The sequence below is a fragment of the Shewanella waksmanii ATCC BAA-643 genome (assembly GCF_000518805.1).
GTDB classification, from domain to species: Bacteria; Pseudomonadota; Gammaproteobacteria; order Enterobacterales; family Shewanellaceae; genus Shewanella; species Shewanella waksmanii.
The window spans coordinates 1-17,139 of the sequence record NZ_JAEH01000040.1 but is presented as its reverse complement, the minus strand read 5'-3'; the positions used below and the strand labels follow the sequence as shown (position 1 = coordinate 17,139).

Below are 17,139 nucleotides of genomic sequence, written 5' to 3'. Positions count from 1 at the left end.
TTTGATGAAAAAAACTAGTTTAGCCATCATGTTGTCATTGCTTATTGTTGGGTGTGACTCGAATAACCCTAACGACGGTACGCCCACTCCACCGGAAGACAACTGGCCACCAGCTGAAGAGTTGGTGCATGCACTGTATATCAGCAGTGAGAAAAGCCCTAACTGTGGTATCGCCGGTGTTGAGTATACGATTTATGATACTCAAGGTGCTGTGCTAATCAGTGGCGAGTCTAATGAAAATGGTGCCATTTTGTTAGAAGAGCTACCCGAAGATAGCCGTTATTTGAGTTACTTTTATCGCAGCCAAAATCCCGACTTTAAAACTTGGAGTAGCGCGACTTATGAGATCAGCTTGATTTCTCAGGCAAGTAAAGTGTTACTGCATGCTATCGATGATGGTGATGTGGCTCAATGTGCTGCAATTCAGGATTCAGTTAAATCACTGAGCTTTGTCAATCAAAGTGGTGGTCAGCAACTGCAATATGTCGCCAACGGCGTACTGAGCCAAGATGTTTTGCAAGTTAACCTCGCAGAAGAGTCGCCATTGCTGGTAACTAGCCATGATGACGCTGGTCAACTGCTGTTCTCTGAGTTGTTTGATACCCGTGATTTTGAGGCTCAAGATGAAGTCACTGTGACTGCTTCAATTGAAAGCGAGCTATTGACTGTGGAATCACCAATGAGTGCTGATCGCACTGTCGTACAGTACAGTCAGTATCCACTTGCTGCAGACGTAATGACTGAAGCACTGGATGCCACAATTTGGGCGCCAGTTGCTGATGATGAAGCCGCCATTATTGTGCGCCAGTCTAGCGTTAATGAGCTACAAATGTGGTCTCAACGCCGTCAAGCACAAGCGCAGCAAATCACATTTGATGATATTAGTGACTACCAACTTGATGTTGAGTTCCCATCACATCAAGACCAAGGAGATAATTTAGCTACGCAGGTGACTTTTGAGCTTCAAGGCGCAACTGAACAAATGGATTTTGTCGGTCACTATGCCGATCGAATTTACACCGGTGGTGGCCCGTTTTGTGCTGAAGATCCAACGTACTGTCGATACATTTATCGTAATGTCTATACAGCTAGCCAAAACAGCAGTCTGTTTATCGCACCGCTACCTGAAGATGTGAAATTTCATTGGATGGGCGGTGGCATAACCAACCAAGCGCTGATTGTTGCTGAGCGTGATGATGTGGGTATGTTGCAAACGCTTGCAGCAGGTGAGGCGAGTGATGCATTTGCTCTTGGATATGGTGCAGCAGATTTAGATAAGCGTCTGCAAGTGTCACCACTCGTTCCTATGCCGGTATCTGCGCAAACTCGAGAAGAGTTTGAGTTACGATATAGCCGCGATTTTAACGCTGTGGCAAGTGCTAAAGTCATGTAGGTGGCGCTATTTGTCAGATAAAAAAGGCGATACGTTAAGTATCGCCTTTTTAGTTTTTAGTTGTTGATGGTTAGTTTTGGGTTGGTGCCTTGCTGGTGCTGCCAAAGCTGAAACCTTGGCGCTGAGCCATCATATTTCCATAACACTGCCAATAACTCTGTTTGGTGGTTTGCCACTTTGATGGCACTGCTTAGTTTTCCATCTGTTAATGCCCCACGATACAAGCAAGAGTTATAGTTCACTTTATAGTCACTACCTTGGTTTTGGAACTGGTCACAAAGCGAGAAGTAAGCCCGTTCGGTGCTGCCCAAATCAATATCTATGGCTAACTCAAAAACCGATTGCAACATGTTATCAGGGTCCACCGCTAAGTCATCTAATGAGCTTGGGTCGGGCACTGGATCCGGTGTCGTTGCCGGAGGTGGTGTTGTCGTCGCTGGTGGCGTCGTGGTCGCCGGCGGTGTCGTTGTTGACGGCGCAGCAGCACTAGGTGAGCTACCACCGTCATCGCCACCGCCTCCACCACAGGCAGATAATACAATCACACCGAAAGCGGCTAGGGCTATTTTGAGGCTTTTTAACACCATGTTCATTGACGAGTTTGTTAAGGTATTCATAGTCTTATCCTTAGCTGCTTATTGATTGCCGAATACAAGTTGATTGTTTGGATTTAAGTACCAGTTTGGTTTTGTTTCACCACTGGAGTCTGCTGCAAAGTCAACGAAGTCGATATAGGCACTGTCAAGGCGCTGCTCCTCAATCGGGTGCTGCCAATCAACAGGGACTTCTAGTGCCCACGCCATACCACTCTCCGTTTGGAAATATCGACCTAAACTGGCATCTGCGGCATCATCACGGGCACCAATGTAGCTAGGCTCAAATGTATCTGTGGGGGCCATGTTTTTGAGGTGAACCTCCCACTTTCGTCCCGGGTTGTTACCGTCGGTGTAGTATTTAGCAATTTCGCCATGGTCGGTATTGGGGGTGGCAAAAATAAATGGATCATAAGGAAACGCTGGCATTGCACTTGTCTCAATTGGCGTGTTGAAAGGAATTTGCATCTCCCAAGTGGTGCGATATGCCGTGTCACAGCCAGCTTCGGTACGCAAGTATTGGCAACCCTGGGCTAATGTGACGTGATCAGAAAGATCTTGGGTGAATATCATCACCGCATTGGTTTGCCCCGCTTCAAGTGGGTTGTCGGATTGCTTAACCCCATCCACATATAAGGTAACCAGCGACTCTTTGACCTTGCTACGAGCAACTGCAGGCAGTTGGATTGCGAAACCGTTGTGATAGGCTGCGCCCATTGCGGCGAGTTGCGCTTTGATGCTGATACGGCGAACTTTGTTGTCTTTAATGTATTCAGCAAACTGCAGCTGTACCACGACATCGTTCATATCAAAATCACCTTGATCAGGGTAAAGATCTTCATAGGCAATAGAAGTGTAAGTGGACGAGGAAGGGTAGTAGTTTATTGTGACTCCCGTTTCGGTCAGGCTAATCTGGTAGTCTTCTACTTCGCCGTCACCGACACCGCCCGTAGCGGCAATATCTTGCTGAGTGCTTAATCTAAAGCGCGCCCAGGTGTCACCGGTTTGTGCCCACGAAGGCACTTCGACAAAAATGGTGTTACTGCCATTGTCGACGGGCTCTGCCAAGATGGCTTGCTCCGAAGCTTCAAACTCACCATTACGGTTCCAATCAAACCAAGCATTGAGGTAGCCATCATTGCCGGTTACATCAACCAGTACGATTGCAGTCTCGCCTAGCTCGAACCCTGTAGGCATACTGATACCATCGTCATCATTGCTACCGTCGCTACTGTCATCACTTAGCGGGGCAACATACGCATCGGCTTCATTGTCAACTGAGCTACCTAAATTGAGCCCTGCCACAATGGAATGACGGGCACCATTGCTCTGCATTGACGTGCCATAGCTGTCAGGTGCATCGCCGAAGTCGACATTGTCGCCAACTGGCACTTCGGCGAGTGCGCAGCGAGCCCCATCATTACTTGATGATGAAGGACCATAGGCAAATAACTCACCCTGTGGATTAGCGTCGTTAACGTTGACTCGGTAGATATTACCATTGCTATTGTTACTGACATACAGGTTGCCATCGGGGTCAAAAAATTGTGCACCGAACACAAAGTTACTTCCTGACGAGGTCAATACATCGGCGAGGGTAGTGGCAGACCCAGTTTGAGGGTCTATGCGGATTAGTCGGCCAATACTGCCGTTAGTGAGTGCATAGAGGTAACCATCGGTTGGATGAAAGGCAAAGTCAGTAATATTGAAAGTCGCGCGGTTTTTACTACCAGCAACAATGTTCATTGAATAGTTGTTGCTATCGTTTAGGTCTACCTTAAAAAGACCTTTGTTTTTACGGTAGCCATACCACGCATTTTCGGCTATCGCGACATCGCCGACGAAGAAGTCCCCCGCACTACTTGCATCGTTATCTTTGCTCATATTCAAGGGGGTGATCTGATAGTCGTCGCCGACTTTGCCTAAGGTATTACTTTGATAATCCCAACCATAAATGTAGTTGTCATGGTAGCTAAAACCGACGCCGTTATAGGCTTTAGTGCGGCCCATATCAGCAGACAACGTGTTATAGCTACCGGTTGCGAGATCAACGCCAAAGGTTTTAGGTGTAGAAGAAGGCGTTTGGATGATAAATGCTTGCGTAGGGCAGGCTTGAAATTCGCCTGCATAAGTCAGTTGGCTCATTGCTATTAAGCCCAAACTTAAAGATAGTGGTGTGGTTAATCTTGGCATGATGTATCCCTCACATTAGCTAGGTAGGATAAGCTATGCACGAGTGGTGCCAATATTTAAATTATTGTATTTAAAGGTGATTGTTGTTAACTAGTGGTGTTATATCGCATAATGCAAAGCGCATCGCATTGGATACTCGCAGAATGATAGATGTGGCCTACATTAACTGTCATTGGAAAGTGTAGGCCTGAGATTTGATTATTTGGCGTATTGTTGCCAACTGTTTAGTTCCCTAGGGTCACCATGGGTCTTAAGCCAGCGTATAAAGCTCTGGGGGCAGCGTGTATTAAGGTTCAATTGACACCATGCATCCAGTGCTGCTTGAGTGACATACCCCTCTTCAAAGGCTAAATATGCTTTATCAGCATGGCGCCAAAAGCTATGGTCTATTCGGCCGCGCTCAGCTAAAAAGGGGTGTTCTGTTTTGGGGCTAAACTGTTTGTTCACTTGGTTAGCCATTCCACTTAGTATTCTGCCGATGACGTCGGCACCTATGTCAGGAATAGATAATTCATCGATTTGGTCAATGTCATCACCGACGATAAGTCTGACTCGGTCAATCAAAAAGTCATTATTCATTTCAATTGCCAGTTCATAAGCAAATATATCTAGCCGAGCAAAAATTCGGTCGAGATATTCCTCCTTGCTAAACCGCTTATCTTTAATGGCTTTGTTATAGGCTTTTACCTTGGGGTGTTTACTGAAAAGCTCTTTTTGCAGTTGAGGATACTGAGCTAACCTTTCCTTAGGTAACAGGGTTAGCAGGTCGGTCAACTCGTCGGTGTTAACCATAAGTGTCCCGAGTTCCAGTTTAGCATTTTGCGATAGCTTCATAGTCATGACTTTTTCCTAATGCCGTTTGTGCTTTCCTTTCACCGTAATCATTGGTGAGGTCCAAACTCGTGTTATTTCAATATGAACAGTTTGCCATTATCGCTTATTACAAACATTACTAATTTACTTAGTAATGCTTAGTAAATTCTCATTCCATATTATTCGCTCATCAATAGGGCAGCGGATGAAAATTCTGTTTCAGCTAATGCTGCTGTTGTCAGCTGTATTACTCAATAGCTGTTGTCGATTTTAATATGTGAGAGAGAGCAAATGAAAAAATTATTACTTGTTACCACGCTTACGGGTCTAGTTTCAGTATCTTCTGTTAGTCATGCAGCAGAGCTTACCGTAAACCCTTTGTTGGGTGTATCCCATAATAAGGCATTTAAATCCAATGTCGCAGCGGGTATTGAGCTTGGCTATAGTGATGTACTGTTTGGCTATACCTATACCGGTGGTGCGAATAGTTCACAACTATCTGAGTCTGTTGGTCTTGAAAAAAGCTCGGCACAAGTGAATGCCTATTCTGATGATAAGTACAAGGCACACTCATTATACGTCGGTTACCAATTTGCTGTTGGCAGAGGTCACTTAGCGGTCAAAGCGGGGGCTGATTTTTCGAAATATCGTGCCAATGCAGGTTTTCAAGCAGCAACAATGCCGGGGTCTGCGGTGCAAGCTGATATGGGGTTAGGTTTAAATGCGAGTAGCAGTTATGAGTTCAGCCCGATGGTGGGCATCGGGTACTACTTAAATAATGGGTTTAACTTCAACTTACATTACACCTTCCAAAGTGGTGACCGTGACATGAAAGTGAATGGCTCGGGTTATATCAACAATGACAAAGGCTCGATGAGCTCGAAGCGTTTCAAAAATGGATATGACAACAAAGACCTTGGCACTGTGATGTTCACCGTAGGTTATCGTTTTTAAGTATATACGGTCACAAGCGCACCCAACTAGCCTTGCTAGTTGGGTGCGCTACTAAGTGATAACCGCTGAGGAGTTGTGATGAATAAAGCGAATGTTGGCTGGGCACTAACGGGCTTATTGAGTATTTTTCTGGTGTATTGGACCGCAATAATATTAGTGTGCCATACCTCGCCAATTCACGCAGAGGTAACGGCTAATGTGATGCTAAACCAAAGCAATCCAGCGGCTGATTATTGCGTTGAACAAAATGGTCAGTTACGTAAGGTCGAACTCGATGATGAGTGGATTGATGTTTGTGAACTGCTTGACGATCAACTGATTGAGCATTGGCTTTTTTATTATCGTAGAGAACAACTTTTTTAAAGCGGAAAACACCCTATTACAAGCCATACCAAGTTAAAGGTATTGCTGTAATAGCGCTACTTTTTTTGCTTTGTTGGTTAAGGTGTAGCGCGCTTATCTTTTCGTTGTGTGGCTTAATTGGCTGTTGCTAACAAGGTAAGTAATTTGCATGGATTTGAAATACTGCTATGCCTACCTTGGGTTAAGTTCTGTCATCACTCAGCCTGTTCTTTCCAAAGTGCATGTTTAATAAGTGCCTCCACAATTATCTCACAGCTGAACTATGCTGAATAAACATCCTAAAATCGATTTCTAAGTCTTTAGTAGCATGAAGATAAGATTTTTTTGTTGAAATCAAAATTTAATGTTAGTTTCCAATAATGTAGCTATAACTTTTTGCTAACATGATTAAGGTGGGATATGCGCATAGGGATTGTTTGCCACCCCAGTATTGGTGGATCTGGCCTCGTAGCCACACAGTTAGGCCTTGGTATTGCCAAACAAGGGCATGAAGTTCACTTTATTTCTCGAACTCGCCCATTTAAATTATTAGAAGATTTAGACAATGTGCACTTTCACAGTGTTGAAGCGATTCATTACCCGCTGTTTACCGATCCGTTATACACATTTGCGTTGACAGCGAAAATTGTTGAGGTGGCGGAGCAGTATCAACTTGATGTGGTACATGCACATTACTCGATTCCACACTCATTATGTGCATACTTAGCCTGTGAAATTAGCCAGCACAAATTCCCCACTATTACGACTATTCATGGCACAGATGTCACGGTTATCGGCCAAGATAAACCCTTGTATCCATTGAACCAATTTAGTATCAATAAAAGTGATAAAGTCACTACGGTATCAGCTTTTCAAAGTGAGTACATAAAGCAGAATTTTGAAATTTCTAATCCTATTGAAGTCATTCACAACTTTATCGATCTAGCCGTATTCACCCCTGACAATGCGTCAACGGATGTACGAAGGACTTTGGCCGGCGATGATGAAAAAATCATTATGCATGTGTCCAATTTTCGCGCCATTAAAAACACCCAAGCCGTGGTGCATGCGTTTAATATTGTTCAGCAACAATTAGATGCGCGTTTAGTGTTGTTGGGTTCAGGTCCGGATGTTGATGGCCTTAAGGTCGAGTGTCGACGCTTAGGGATCATCGATAAAGTGAGCTTTTTAGGGGATGTGACCCATGTTGAGTCCTATTTAGCCAATGCCGATTGCGTGATCCAGCCTAGCTATAAAGAGTCCTTTAGTTTAGTTGTGCTCGAAGCCATGGCCAGTGCGGTGTCAACAGTGACCAGTAACGTCGATGGCATTCCTGAAGTGATGCAAGATGGGGTCACCGGGTTGATGACAGAGCCCGACAACATCGAACAGCTGGCAGCCCATACTGTCACTATTCTGTCCGATGATCATCTGCAACAAACCATGGGGCAGGCCGGGCGTTTGCGGGCCGCACAGTTATTTAATCCTGAAGAAAAAATAGCACAATACTTAGCCACCTATAGCGAAGCAATCGATGAGTTTTCCGCATCGTAGCCGTGCTGAAGCAAGTGGGTCATTTCGGTAAAGCAGACAGGTAACGATTGTTCGCCGTTTAAAGAGAATAGGATGTCATTATGACAGCAAAAACCACAACAGAAGCAGACGTGAGCCCAGCAGCTCCTAAGAAAAAAATGAGTATGTCGACAATTGTGTTGTTGTCATTCGCGGCTGGTATTATTAGTGGGTTGTTTTTCGGTGAACGTTTGGCGTGGATGTCGGTAATTGGTGATGCCTTTATCAAGCTACTGCAAATGACCATTATTCCTTATATTATTGTTTCACTGATTTCGAGCTTAGGTAATCTTACCTATGATCAGGCGCGTTCATTAGGGGTGAAGGTCGGTAAGCTCATGTTAGTGATTTGGCTGTTTGGCCTGGTTGCTATGTATATGATTAAGTATACTTTTCCCGACTGGGTTGCCGGTGAGTTCTTCAGCTTAACGGCACTGGAAGATCCAAAGTCGGTCAATATTTTAGATTTATACATTCCATCAAACCCCTTCTTCTCGCTGTCTAATAGTTACATTCCAGCCATTGTATTGTTCTGTGTGGCGACGGGTATTGCGCTTATTTCCATCGATGATAAAGAGTCTTTGCTAAAGCCGATGCAATTGCTTGGTGCCTCTTTCAATAAAGTGACCCAGTACATTGTGACTATGATGCCGATAGGCATATTTGCCATGACGGCTGCAACGGCCGGTACAATGGATTTTGATGAATTTCAAAAGTTACAAGTCTACTTTGCTGCACATGTGGTGATGACAGGCTTGTTAACTTACTGGGTTTTACCAGCACTGATTGCGGTTATTACGCCGTTCTCGTATCGCGATATCTCTGGCATTGCAAAAGATGCACTTATTACCGCATTTGCAGCAGGCAATATCTTTATCGTATTACCCCTGTTAATTGAAAGAACTAAAGATTTGTTCCATAAGTATAATTTAGGTGATAAAGACACCGATGATTACGCTAATATTATTGTGCCTGTGGTGTTTAGTTTCCCTAATTTGGGCAAACTGTTAACCATTGTTTTTGTCCTGTTTGCTGCATGGTTCTCGGGCCAGGAACTCGACTTTATTACCTATTTCCCAATGGCTGTTAATGGACTAATTAGCTTATTTGGTAGTGTTTACCTAACTATTCCAATGTTGCTTGATTCGTTGGAGTTATCATCAGATCTGTTCCAGCTTTATATGGTGTCGAGCCTGTTTACCAGTCGCTTTACGTCATTGCTAGCGGCAATGAACATCTTCATTCTTGCGGTGGGCGGCACCGCCATGTTGGCCGGTATTGCTAAAGTCAGCATGAGACGTTTGCTGATATACAGTGCATTGACCCCGGTGGTATTTGGTGTCTGCCTCTTGGTGACATCAATGGCGCTGAATAAGATTGTTAATACCGAATACAAAATGGATGAAGTCGTAGCGCACATGAGTGCGGCAACTAAACTTCCAGAGGCCAGTATCGATCTTGATGCTACGCCAATCGCGGCGGGCGAGCCACGTTCAATTAAGCAAATTGTAGATAGTGGCGAGCTGCGAGTCGGCTATAACCCGATTCAGGTGCCGTTCTCTTACTTTAACGCTAAGGATGAACTGGTAGGTTTTGATATTGAGATGATGAAAAAGCTCGCCTTAGAGTTAGGGGTTGAAGTTAAGTTTATCCCCTATAGCCCTAATACCGCGGTGGATTCGTTAAACACGGCGCAATTTGATTTGGCAATATCGGGCATTCAAATGACAACTAAGCGTCTGCAGTATGTCAGTTTCACTAATCCGGTACTGTCGTTGCATTATACCTTTGTAGTGAAAGATCACCGCGCAGATGACTTTGATACGCCCGAGAAAATCAACAAACTTAATTTGCGAGTTGCCTCGGTGGGTGATTACTCCATTATCCCTATGCTTAAGCTCAAATACCCACACTGGCAGTTTGACAGTATTGCCTCGGATAAAGTGTTTTTTGACGATGATGGCAAGACGTGGGACGGGTTATTATTGAGTTTAGAGGCAGGAAAAACGTGGACTATTTTGTATCCTAGCTATACGACTTTATATAATCGAGAAGAGATCCGCTCCTTTCCTGCATCTTATGTGGTGGCGTTGGAAAATCAATCATTACAAAGCTTTATGAACAGCTGGCTAGAGCTGCAAAAATCGAGTGGCTACGTCGATAAACTGTATAATTATTGGATTCTGGGTGAAAATGCCAAGCCCAAACAACCTCGATGGTCGGTGATAAAAGATGTGCTGCACTGGGTTGAAGATTAAGCCATAACGAACCTGTAATGAGAGTGAGGGAATAGGTTGCAGACGTTCAGTAGAGTGTTTCGATATGTGCCAAAGTTTGCAGCAGTGATGGCTTTTTACGGGCTAACTATGCCTGTTTATGGTCAAGTTGATTATGAAATCGGCCCCGAGAGCTATATACAAGCTGCAGATGATTGGCATTACTTGGTGGCATTTCCAATGATTTGGGCACCAAGTATTCAAGGCGAAATTGAAGCCGATAGTGAACGTGTAGATATTGAAGTGCCGTTTGAAAATATTCTCGATAATTTGACCTTTGGTGTTATTGGCGAACTGTATGCGCAGAAAGGTCGCTGGTTATATAGTTTGCGGGTTAATTATCTGCATGTAAGAAGTGAAACCCGTACCGAAGGCCTTAAAGGCCCAATTACTGGTGGGATTATTGCGCCCGAGCATTCTATCGAAACAGATATGCATATGGCAGTTAACGACCTATTGGTTGGTTATGAGGTCTATCCTGGCCTAAGGCTACTGACAGGTGTCAGACATGTGTTCAATCAAGTTGATTTATACGTAAGACCTGTGGTCGATGAAGGGCTGATTCAGGTAGAGGCCAATATACCTTTATCGAAATCGCATCAATTTGATTGGCTGGTGGGTATTTCATATCGCTATTGGTTAACGGATAATTGGGGACTTGGTATATCGGCAGACAGCAAAATTGTCGGTGACAATGATCGCAATTATGGCTTCAATGCCGTGGGCTTGTATCGTTTTGGTCATTTGCATAATGTGTGGTTTGGATATCGTTACCTGCAAATAGGTAACGATACTGAGCAAGAGGGGATCTCTTCAACAATGGACTTTGTTCAACAAGGGCCGATGTTGGGTTGGGCTTTTAGTTTTTAGATTCTAGCTTCTAAAGTCATTGATCACAGCGACCAGGCAAAAAGCAGCGAGCCATAGCCATGCCATCTGTCTGGATCGGACTGATACTCTTTGGTGTAGGTGGCAAAGCGCCATGCTACTGACCAGTTTGACTGGGCCCATACAATACCAATATCTAACCCTGCTTGTTTGTTTTCTAGCTCGGCATGGCTGTCGTAACTCAGATCGCCATCTAAGGTTAAATCGTTAAATCGATATCCAACAAAACCGCGCGCATAAGTAAACCAGCTGCTGGACTGACTGACACTGGTTATGTTCCCTACGTGGCCAGTATGCTGGCTTAAGTGGCCAAAGTTATTGCTGAGTTGATTACCCCAGCGGACGATCATCCCCACATCTGCTTGGCTGCGAAAATTTCCTGCCTGAGCATGACCAAAACCAGACAGTTCCCACTGAGTTTGCTCAGTGATGCTTTGGCGATACAGTAGCGTATCAATTTCATATGCCGCTTGTAGGGTTAGTTGATTGCCTATTTGATGATCCCAGCCTTTAGGCTCACTTGATCCGGTGATTTTGTGCACAAAACTCTGTAAGTGCTCTGTGCCCGAAGCTGGACCAATTACGCCGACTGATAGCCAGTTTTTTTGGGCAAGAGAGTCATGGTAACTTGCACTAAAAGCTTCAATGGCTAGGTAGCCCGCATAAGGTCGATCATAGGGCTGGGGGGTGTCTAATTCTATCTCGCCTGGCGTCCACATCTGTTGGGTTAACGTTATCCCCCAATTTTGGAGGGTCACGTCTTGGTTAAACATGGCTTTATTTTGCCACTGAAACCAGCGTGGGGCAGCAGTTAAGTCTTGCTGTAAGTCGGCTGACCAACCCAGCACCATTCCATTGGTATAATTACCGTCATCTCCATAAATAATGTCGTTGTCGAGTTGTAAATGCCATTGCCCCGCTTGAGCTGGGGCGCCCATAAGCAGTAATACCGGGAACAACATGCTGACGCTGCACTTACCAGCATAGTTAGTTGCAATGGAAAGTAGGTTATCTGCGCAGAGTTTGGGGTGTTGCATCCATTGCCACCTTAGGTTGTGTGGGTGATAGCTTAAGCATATCGCCCACGATGGCAGAGACAAAGTGTTTTACTGTGACGTTTTGTAGCGCATTATAAAACTAGTAGGCTTAACGGCTACGTGAATATATTGCGCAGCTAGTCAATCACCGACTGAACCGCTTCATCAAAGCCTTTTAGTGAATAGCTTTGATCGTAAAACTGCAGTGATTTTGCATCTTGCATCATCGCAATCAATTGTTGGCTTTGGTCGGTTTCTACTAATGCAAAAGAGTATCCGGCCTCACAACCAATTTTAGCGGGCAGTGATACAGTTTGTGATTGATTATTCATGTTTAAATTAACATTGATGCTTGCCTCAATCGGTTCGAACAGTGCATCTTGGCGGTTGCAATACAGTTGATCATTTACATTGGTAAATAACACTGCAGCTTCATCACCCATTGCGACCAACCGCATCTGTTGATAGCCCAGTTTAGCAATAATAGCGGCCTGTTCACGTTTGCCGTCTTCAACTTGAGTCCAAGTATCACGGTTTAACTCTTGTGCATCAGCAACGTTAGTTGTCAGCGCAAGTGCACCGAAAGCCGCGGCACCCAATAATGTCGAAATGATGATAACTTGCTTCATACTGGTTGTCCTCATTTGATGTTTTGGTGTGTAGTTGCGGCTAGTGTAGAGAGGCGCGCCTTAACTGAACCTGAATGCGATGGTTTTTTAATCACCAATGAATCTCGATATTTAAATTGTGCGCAATTTAATTTGCTGGTATCGTTGTAAAATAGATTGTGCGCAACCTAAGTGTTTGCCGCCACATACGATGAAATAGCCAAATATAGGATTAACCATGACAACACTTTATCAAACGCAAGCCACAGCAAGTGCAGGGCGCAACGGCAACGTAAAATCTGACGATGGCCTACTTGATGTGGCATTAAGTTACCCTAAGGCCATGGGCGGAACGGGTGAGGCCACTAATCCCGAGCAGTTGTTTGCGGCCGGTTATAGTGCGTGCTTCTCTAATGCTATTTTGCATGTAGCTCGTGAATCTAAAGTTGCCCTTAAGCAAGCACCTGTAACCGCACTGGTTGGCATAGGCCCGCGTGAAGCCGGTGGTTTTGCTCTTAGCGTGAGTCTTGATGTTCAACTTGACCTCGAAGCGGCACAAGCACAGCAATTAGTGAAGCTGGCACATCAAGTCTGTCCTTATTCCAATGCGGTGCGCGGTAACATTGATGTGGCGCTGACTGTTAACGGTGTAGTGATTTAATTGGCCACGATAGGGAAATCTTTATGAGCAAAGCCAATATGTTAGTGACTGCCGGCCGGGTGATGCTGGCGCTGTATTTCTTGCTACCCGGGATCATGAAGTTTGTTAGCTGGAACATGCATGTGGCGTTGATGGCCAAGCACAACATGCCGGCAATTGAACCGCTATTAGCCGTGGCGGGCACCCTACAGGTTTTAGCCGCTATTGCCCTATTAGCGAATCGCTATACTTATATGGTGTCACTGGGTTTAGCTTTGATGGTTGTGGTCATCAACTTGTGTCTGCATGATTTTTGGAACTTTAGCGGTATAGAAGCGGCTCATGAGATGCAAAACTTTGTCAAAAACTTGGGCATATTAGCTGGGTTATTGGTATTGGCGGGACACAGTCACAACAGCAAGACCATATTAGCATCTAAGTGATAGATGCTTTATTAACTTGCCGATTTACTGCTTAATGTACTTATTACTGCAGAATCATAGAAAAGCTCCCATGGTTCTGCAGCAATGTGTTAACTACTGCAATAGGTTAAGCACCCAACCCATTAGCGTAAACGATGTGAGCAACAGCGCAAAAACCAGCGCTAACAATCGCCATTGCATCACTTGTTTAAGCATGACAAATTCTGGAAAACTGGCTGCTACCGTGCTCATGCAAAATGCCAATGTCGTCCCAAGTGGTACTCCTTGTATCAGCAAGCTTTCCATGACTGGGATGACTCCTGTGGCATTGGCGTACAGCGGTATGCCTGCCAAAACGGCCAGTGGTACGCTCCACCATTGACCGTCACCTAAGTTTGCCTCTAGCCAACCGGCTGGCACAAACCCATGTAATGCGGCACCGAGACCAACACCGATAACCACCCACTTCCATACCCGACCAAAAATCTCTTTGGTTTCAGATTTAGCAAACTGATGCCGATGTCGCCAGGTGATTGTCTCTGCGTTGCCATTGGCCGGATTTGTCGCCACTTGGCTGGACTCTTGCCCCATTGCATAGGCCTTGGCGGCGATCGGTTGTAGCCAACGCTCAGCCCTTAATAGATCGAGAATAGCGCCACCTACAATGCCAATAGCCATGCCTGTAGCGATGTAAAGCAAGGTAATTTCTAGCCCAAGCAAACTAAACAGCAGTAAAATTGCCACTTCATTAATTAACGGTGAAGTGAGCAAGAAAGCCATGGTGATACCAATAGGTATGCCTGCCGAGGTAAAACCAAGAAACACAGGAATACTGGAGCATGAGCAAAACGGCGTGACAGCGCCAAAACCTGAGCCCATGGTATAGCCTATCCATTTTGGCTTGCCGGCTAAATATCCGCGAACTCGCTCGACATTCAACGCCGCGCGCAGCCAGCCAATCGCGTAAATCATTATTATCAGCAGGGCGAAAATCTTGCTGGTATCTTCAACAAAAAAATGCAGCGCTTGGGCTAACTGGCTTTGATTCGAAAGCCCTAAGCAATCATAAACTAGCCAATCAGCCAGTAATGTAAACCAAATAAACATAGACTTACCTTAAAAATGGCATCAGGTAGAGCCAGCAGTAGTAAAACCCTGCTAGCAAGAAAATAGCTCCGGATGCGCGGCGTGCACAACGTTCAACCAAGGTTAATTGGTTATAAATATTGGCTACCTGAATCGTTCCCAATGTGAGTAACGCACTGATAATGAGCACCGGCATTGCGGTGCCAACACCATAGATGGCAGGTACCCAAAAGCTTGATTGCTGCGCCATGATTAACGGTAATAAAGAGGCGAAAAATAACGCCGCAGAAGTGGGGCAAAAAGACAGTGCAAAAATACTGCCCAGCGCAAACGCGCCCCATTGACCCTGCTTGGCTAAATGCTGCTGCAGTTGGTTTGATAACCCCCACGAACTGCTTGGCAGGCGAATAAGCCCAAGCAAACAAGCCCCGACTAACAACAGTACTGGCCCAAGTAGGATGTTCATTTGGGTTTGTAGGAAGTGAGACAGCTTAGGTGTTGAGGCAACGCCGTACAGCAGTAATGCTGCTAGCACCATATAACTCGACATTCTACCGCTACTGTATGCCGCGCCCATCCACAACGACTGGGTGGTGTGATTAACCTGCTTACTGAGAAACGATACCGCAGCAATATTAGTGGCAAGCGGGCACGGTGAAATTGAGGTCAGCACGCCAAACCATAGCGCACTGCCTAATATAATAAACCACTCAACCATGACTGTTTATCCTGGTAGCTGGGTTTGCGGCTCGCCAATTAGGCTGCCTATTTGTTGGTAGATGTAATTGGTGAACTGTTGAGGTTGGTTGTAAAGCTGCCACACTCCGTCGAGGCGATGATATTCGACTATCTGATCGGCTTCTTCAACCGCAATAACCACTGAGCGGGTGATCAATTGAAAATCGGCAATATAGTGAGCATTTCCGTCCGCTTCTAGGTTGGCCATGGTTAAGTTTACTTGCCCAGCTTGTAACTGCGGAGAATAGGCCTGTTCAATGGCATCACGGGTGAGTGCTTCTATTTGTTTGCAAGAGTGGCAGCGCACATTGCCGTGAAAGTAGTACACGGCCAATACTTGGTTGTCAGCCAGCGTGATAATTGTTGGCGCAATCGCTAAGTCGCTTTTGGCGTATAGTGGTGATGAAGCTAAACTAAGTAAAACGGCAAGGGCTGTTAGCCACTTAATCACTTGTTTAGAAGTTGTCATGTTCAAATCCCCCAATTTGTTGTGACGTGTTAGCAATGGGCTTGCAGTAGGCTCTCAATCTCTTTTGTTGACGGCACACTGCCCGCGGTAATGACCGCGCCATTAATGACAATAGCGGGTGTTGACATCACGCCGTACTCAAGAATTTTTGCCATATCCGTGACTTTGTCTAAGTTAAACTCGCTGTCCATTTGCTGGGCAACCTGTGAGACTTCCTCGGCGAGATTCGTACACTTTTTGCAGCCACTACCTAAAATTTCAATATTCATTTTCATACCTCAGATTTGATCATTATTGCGAACTGTTTAGCTAAACTAACTTGGCCTGAGCAGATGCATTTTGCTCAATCACGTTTTCAACGCAGCTAAGCATTTTTAGCAAGCAGGGTGTTTGCAGACGGTAATAGATCTGCTTGCCTTCACGACGGCTGCTGATAATGCCTGCATGGCGCAACACGCTGAGATGCTTAGACACTGTGGAAATATCGGTGTTGACCCCATCGGTTAATTCGCAAACACAGCGCTCTTGTTGCTGCAGTTGTTCCACTAACCATAACCTTGTGGGGTGAGCCAGTGCTTTTAGCACTGCCGCACGGGCAGTTAATTGCAGTAGTTGTTGTTCAGTCATAAGGTGCTTATCTCAGTCAACATTTTCTTATTTAGCAAAATAACCAAATGTTATTGGTTGAGCAAGGAGATTTGCAGAGCAAAGTAGAAATCTGTGAGCCAAGAAACACTTCTTAGCCCAACGATGTAGGAATTGTAGTTTCTGATCACAGTGGTAAGCCCCTAGTTATCTAGACACTTTCTAGTTTCTCAAAATACTGCTTTTCGAACTTCATTGGTGACAGTCCGTTATTACTACCATGATGGCGCACTGGATTATAGAAATATTCGATATAGTTAAATATTTCTGAGCGTGCTTCATCTCTGGTTTTATAGACTTTTCGCTTAACTCTATCCTTCTTTAGGAGTGAGAAAAAACTCTCTGCAACAGCGTTATCATGGCAGTTCCCTCTGCGGCTCATACTTGCTTCAAGGTTGTGTTCTTTAAGAAAACTACGCCAATCTGAACAGGTATATTGCACACCTTGATCGGAATGTATTAGCACTTTT

The 17,139-nt window shown here is 45.0% G+C and carries 19 protein-coding genes; 8 read left to right on the top strand and 11 right to left on the bottom strand.

Translation table 11 applies throughout. From position 1 onward, the window contains the following. Positions 1 to 4: 4 nt before the first annotated feature. Entirely contained in the window at positions 5 to 1,393 is a 1,389-nt protein-coding gene (locus L865_RS0114865) for a hypothetical protein (RefSeq protein WP_028773956.1), read from the top strand. Positions 1,394 to 1,449: 56 nt separating this feature from the next. Here the strand turns inward: L865_RS0114865 and L865_RS0114860 are convergent, their stop codons facing one another. The 3 genes from L865_RS0114860 to L865_RS0114850 form a co-directional block, all read right to left on the bottom strand. After that, positions 1,450 to 2,010, bottom strand: coding sequence for a hypothetical protein (locus tag L865_RS0114860; RefSeq protein WP_028773955.1), 561 nt, complete (start codon positions 2,008 to 2,010; stop codon positions 1,450 to 1,452). 18 nt (positions 2,011 to 2,028) lie between these two features. Then, entirely contained in the window at positions 2,029 to 4,179 is a 2,151-nt protein-coding gene (locus tag L865_RS0114855) for an LruC domain-containing protein (protein ID WP_028773954.1), read from the bottom strand. A gap of 198 nt (positions 4,180 to 4,377) precedes the next feature. Next, positions 4,378 to 5,019: a hypothetical protein gene (locus L865_RS0114850; RefSeq protein WP_028773953.1), complete on the bottom strand. Its 642-nt coding sequence runs from the start codon at positions 5,017 to 5,019 to the stop codon at positions 4,378 to 4,380. 264 nt (positions 5,020 to 5,283) lie between these two features. Here L865_RS0114850 and L865_RS0114845 point away from each other — a divergent pair, with 264 nt between their 5' ends. The 5 genes from L865_RS0114845 to L865_RS0114825 all read left to right on the top strand — a co-directional run bounded on the left by L865_RS0114845 (position 5,284) and on the right by L865_RS0114825 (position 11,006). Beyond that, positions 5,284 to 5,946: a hypothetical protein gene (locus L865_RS0114845; RefSeq protein WP_028773952.1), complete on the top strand. Its 663-nt coding sequence runs from the start codon at positions 5,284 to 5,286 to the stop codon at positions 5,944 to 5,946. 78 nt (positions 5,947 to 6,024) lie between these two features. After that, positions 6,025 to 6,309 carry a DUF333 domain-containing protein gene (locus L865_RS23940; protein ID WP_037471286.1) on the top strand — a complete coding sequence of 95 codons (285 nt, stop codon included), beginning with the start codon at positions 6,025 to 6,027 and terminating at the stop codon, positions 6,307 to 6,309. Between the two features lie 399 nt (positions 6,310 to 6,708). Beyond that, on the top strand, positions 6,709 to 7,842 hold the full coding sequence (gene bshA, locus L865_RS0114835; protein WP_028773951.1) for an N-acetyl-alpha-D-glucosaminyl L-malate synthase BshA: 1,134 nt from the start codon (positions 6,709 to 6,711) through the stop codon (positions 7,840 to 7,842). 80 nt (positions 7,843 to 7,922) lie between these two features. Further along, positions 7,923 to 10,118: a cation:dicarboxylate symporter family transporter gene (locus tag L865_RS0114830; RefSeq protein WP_028773950.1), complete on the top strand. Its 2,196-nt coding sequence runs from the start codon at positions 7,923 to 7,925 to the stop codon at positions 10,116 to 10,118. Between the two features lie 66 nt (positions 10,119 to 10,184). Next, positions 10,185 to 11,006 (top strand): hypothetical protein, encoded by an 822-nt coding sequence (locus tag L865_RS0114825; RefSeq protein ID WP_211237703.1) that lies wholly within the window; start codon positions 10,185 to 10,187, stop codon positions 11,004 to 11,006. A 23-nt stretch (positions 11,007 to 11,029) separates the two neighbouring features. On the opposite strand, the gene L865_RS0114820 is transcribed toward L865_RS0114825, so the two are convergent. After that, positions 11,030 to 12,061, bottom strand: a complete 1,032-nt coding sequence (locus L865_RS0114820; RefSeq protein WP_084632552.1) for a lipid A deacylase LpxR family protein — start codon at positions 12,059 to 12,061, stop codon at positions 11,030 to 11,032. A 137-nt stretch (positions 12,062 to 12,198) separates the two neighbouring features. Next, positions 12,199 to 12,690: a hypothetical protein gene (locus L865_RS0114815; RefSeq protein ID WP_028773947.1), complete on the bottom strand. Its 492-nt coding sequence runs from the start codon at positions 12,688 to 12,690 to the stop codon at positions 12,199 to 12,201. A 217-nt stretch (positions 12,691 to 12,907) separates the two neighbouring features. Between L865_RS0114815 and ohr the strand changes: the two genes are divergently transcribed. Together ohr and L865_RS0114805 are read left to right on the top strand one after the other, a co-directional pair. Then, positions 12,908 to 13,330 carry an organic hydroperoxide reductase Ohr gene (gene ohr / locus L865_RS0114810; RefSeq protein WP_028773946.1) on the top strand — a complete coding sequence of 141 codons (423 nt, stop codon included), beginning with the start codon at positions 12,908 to 12,910 and terminating at the stop codon, positions 13,328 to 13,330. A gap of 23 nt (positions 13,331 to 13,353) precedes the next feature. Then, positions 13,354 to 13,752, top strand: a complete 399-nt coding sequence (locus L865_RS0114805) for a DoxX family protein (RefSeq protein WP_028773945.1) — start codon at positions 13,354 to 13,356, stop codon at positions 13,750 to 13,752. A gap of 93 nt (positions 13,753 to 13,845) precedes the next feature. Here the strand turns inward: L865_RS0114805 and L865_RS0114800 are convergent, their stop codons facing one another. The 6 genes from L865_RS0114800 to L865_RS0114775 all read right to left on the bottom strand — a co-directional run. After that, on the bottom strand, positions 13,846 to 14,838 hold the full coding sequence (locus L865_RS0114800) for a permease (RefSeq protein ID WP_028773944.1): 993 nt from the start codon (positions 14,836 to 14,838) through the stop codon (positions 13,846 to 13,848). A gap of 4 nt (positions 14,839 to 14,842) precedes the next feature. Continuing rightward, positions 14,843 to 15,535: an aromatic aminobenezylarsenical efflux permease ArsG family transporter gene (locus L865_RS0114795; RefSeq protein WP_028773943.1), complete on the bottom strand. Its 693-nt coding sequence runs from the start codon at positions 15,533 to 15,535 to the stop codon at positions 14,843 to 14,845. 6 nt (positions 15,536 to 15,541) lie between these two features. After that, the gene (locus tag L865_RS0114790; RefSeq protein WP_028773942.1) at positions 15,542 to 16,024 is read right to left on the bottom strand and encodes a nitrophenyl compound nitroreductase subunit ArsF family protein; all 483 of its coding nucleotides are present in this window, start codon (positions 16,022 to 16,024) and stop codon (positions 15,542 to 15,544) included. Between the two features lie 29 nt (positions 16,025 to 16,053). Continuing rightward, positions 16,054 to 16,293 (bottom strand): thioredoxin family protein, encoded by a 240-nt coding sequence (locus L865_RS0114785; RefSeq protein ID WP_028773941.1) that lies wholly within the window; start codon positions 16,291 to 16,293, stop codon positions 16,054 to 16,056. Between the two features lie 40 nt (positions 16,294 to 16,333). Next, positions 16,334 to 16,651, bottom strand: coding sequence for an ArsR/SmtB family transcription factor (locus tag L865_RS0114780; RefSeq protein ID WP_028773940.1), 318 nt, complete (start codon positions 16,649 to 16,651; stop codon positions 16,334 to 16,336). Positions 16,652 to 16,820: 169 nt separating this feature from the next. Then, a partial coding sequence (locus L865_RS0114775) for an IS3 family transposase (RefSeq protein WP_028773939.1) occupies positions 16,821 to 17,139 on the bottom strand: 319 nt, incomplete at its 5' end.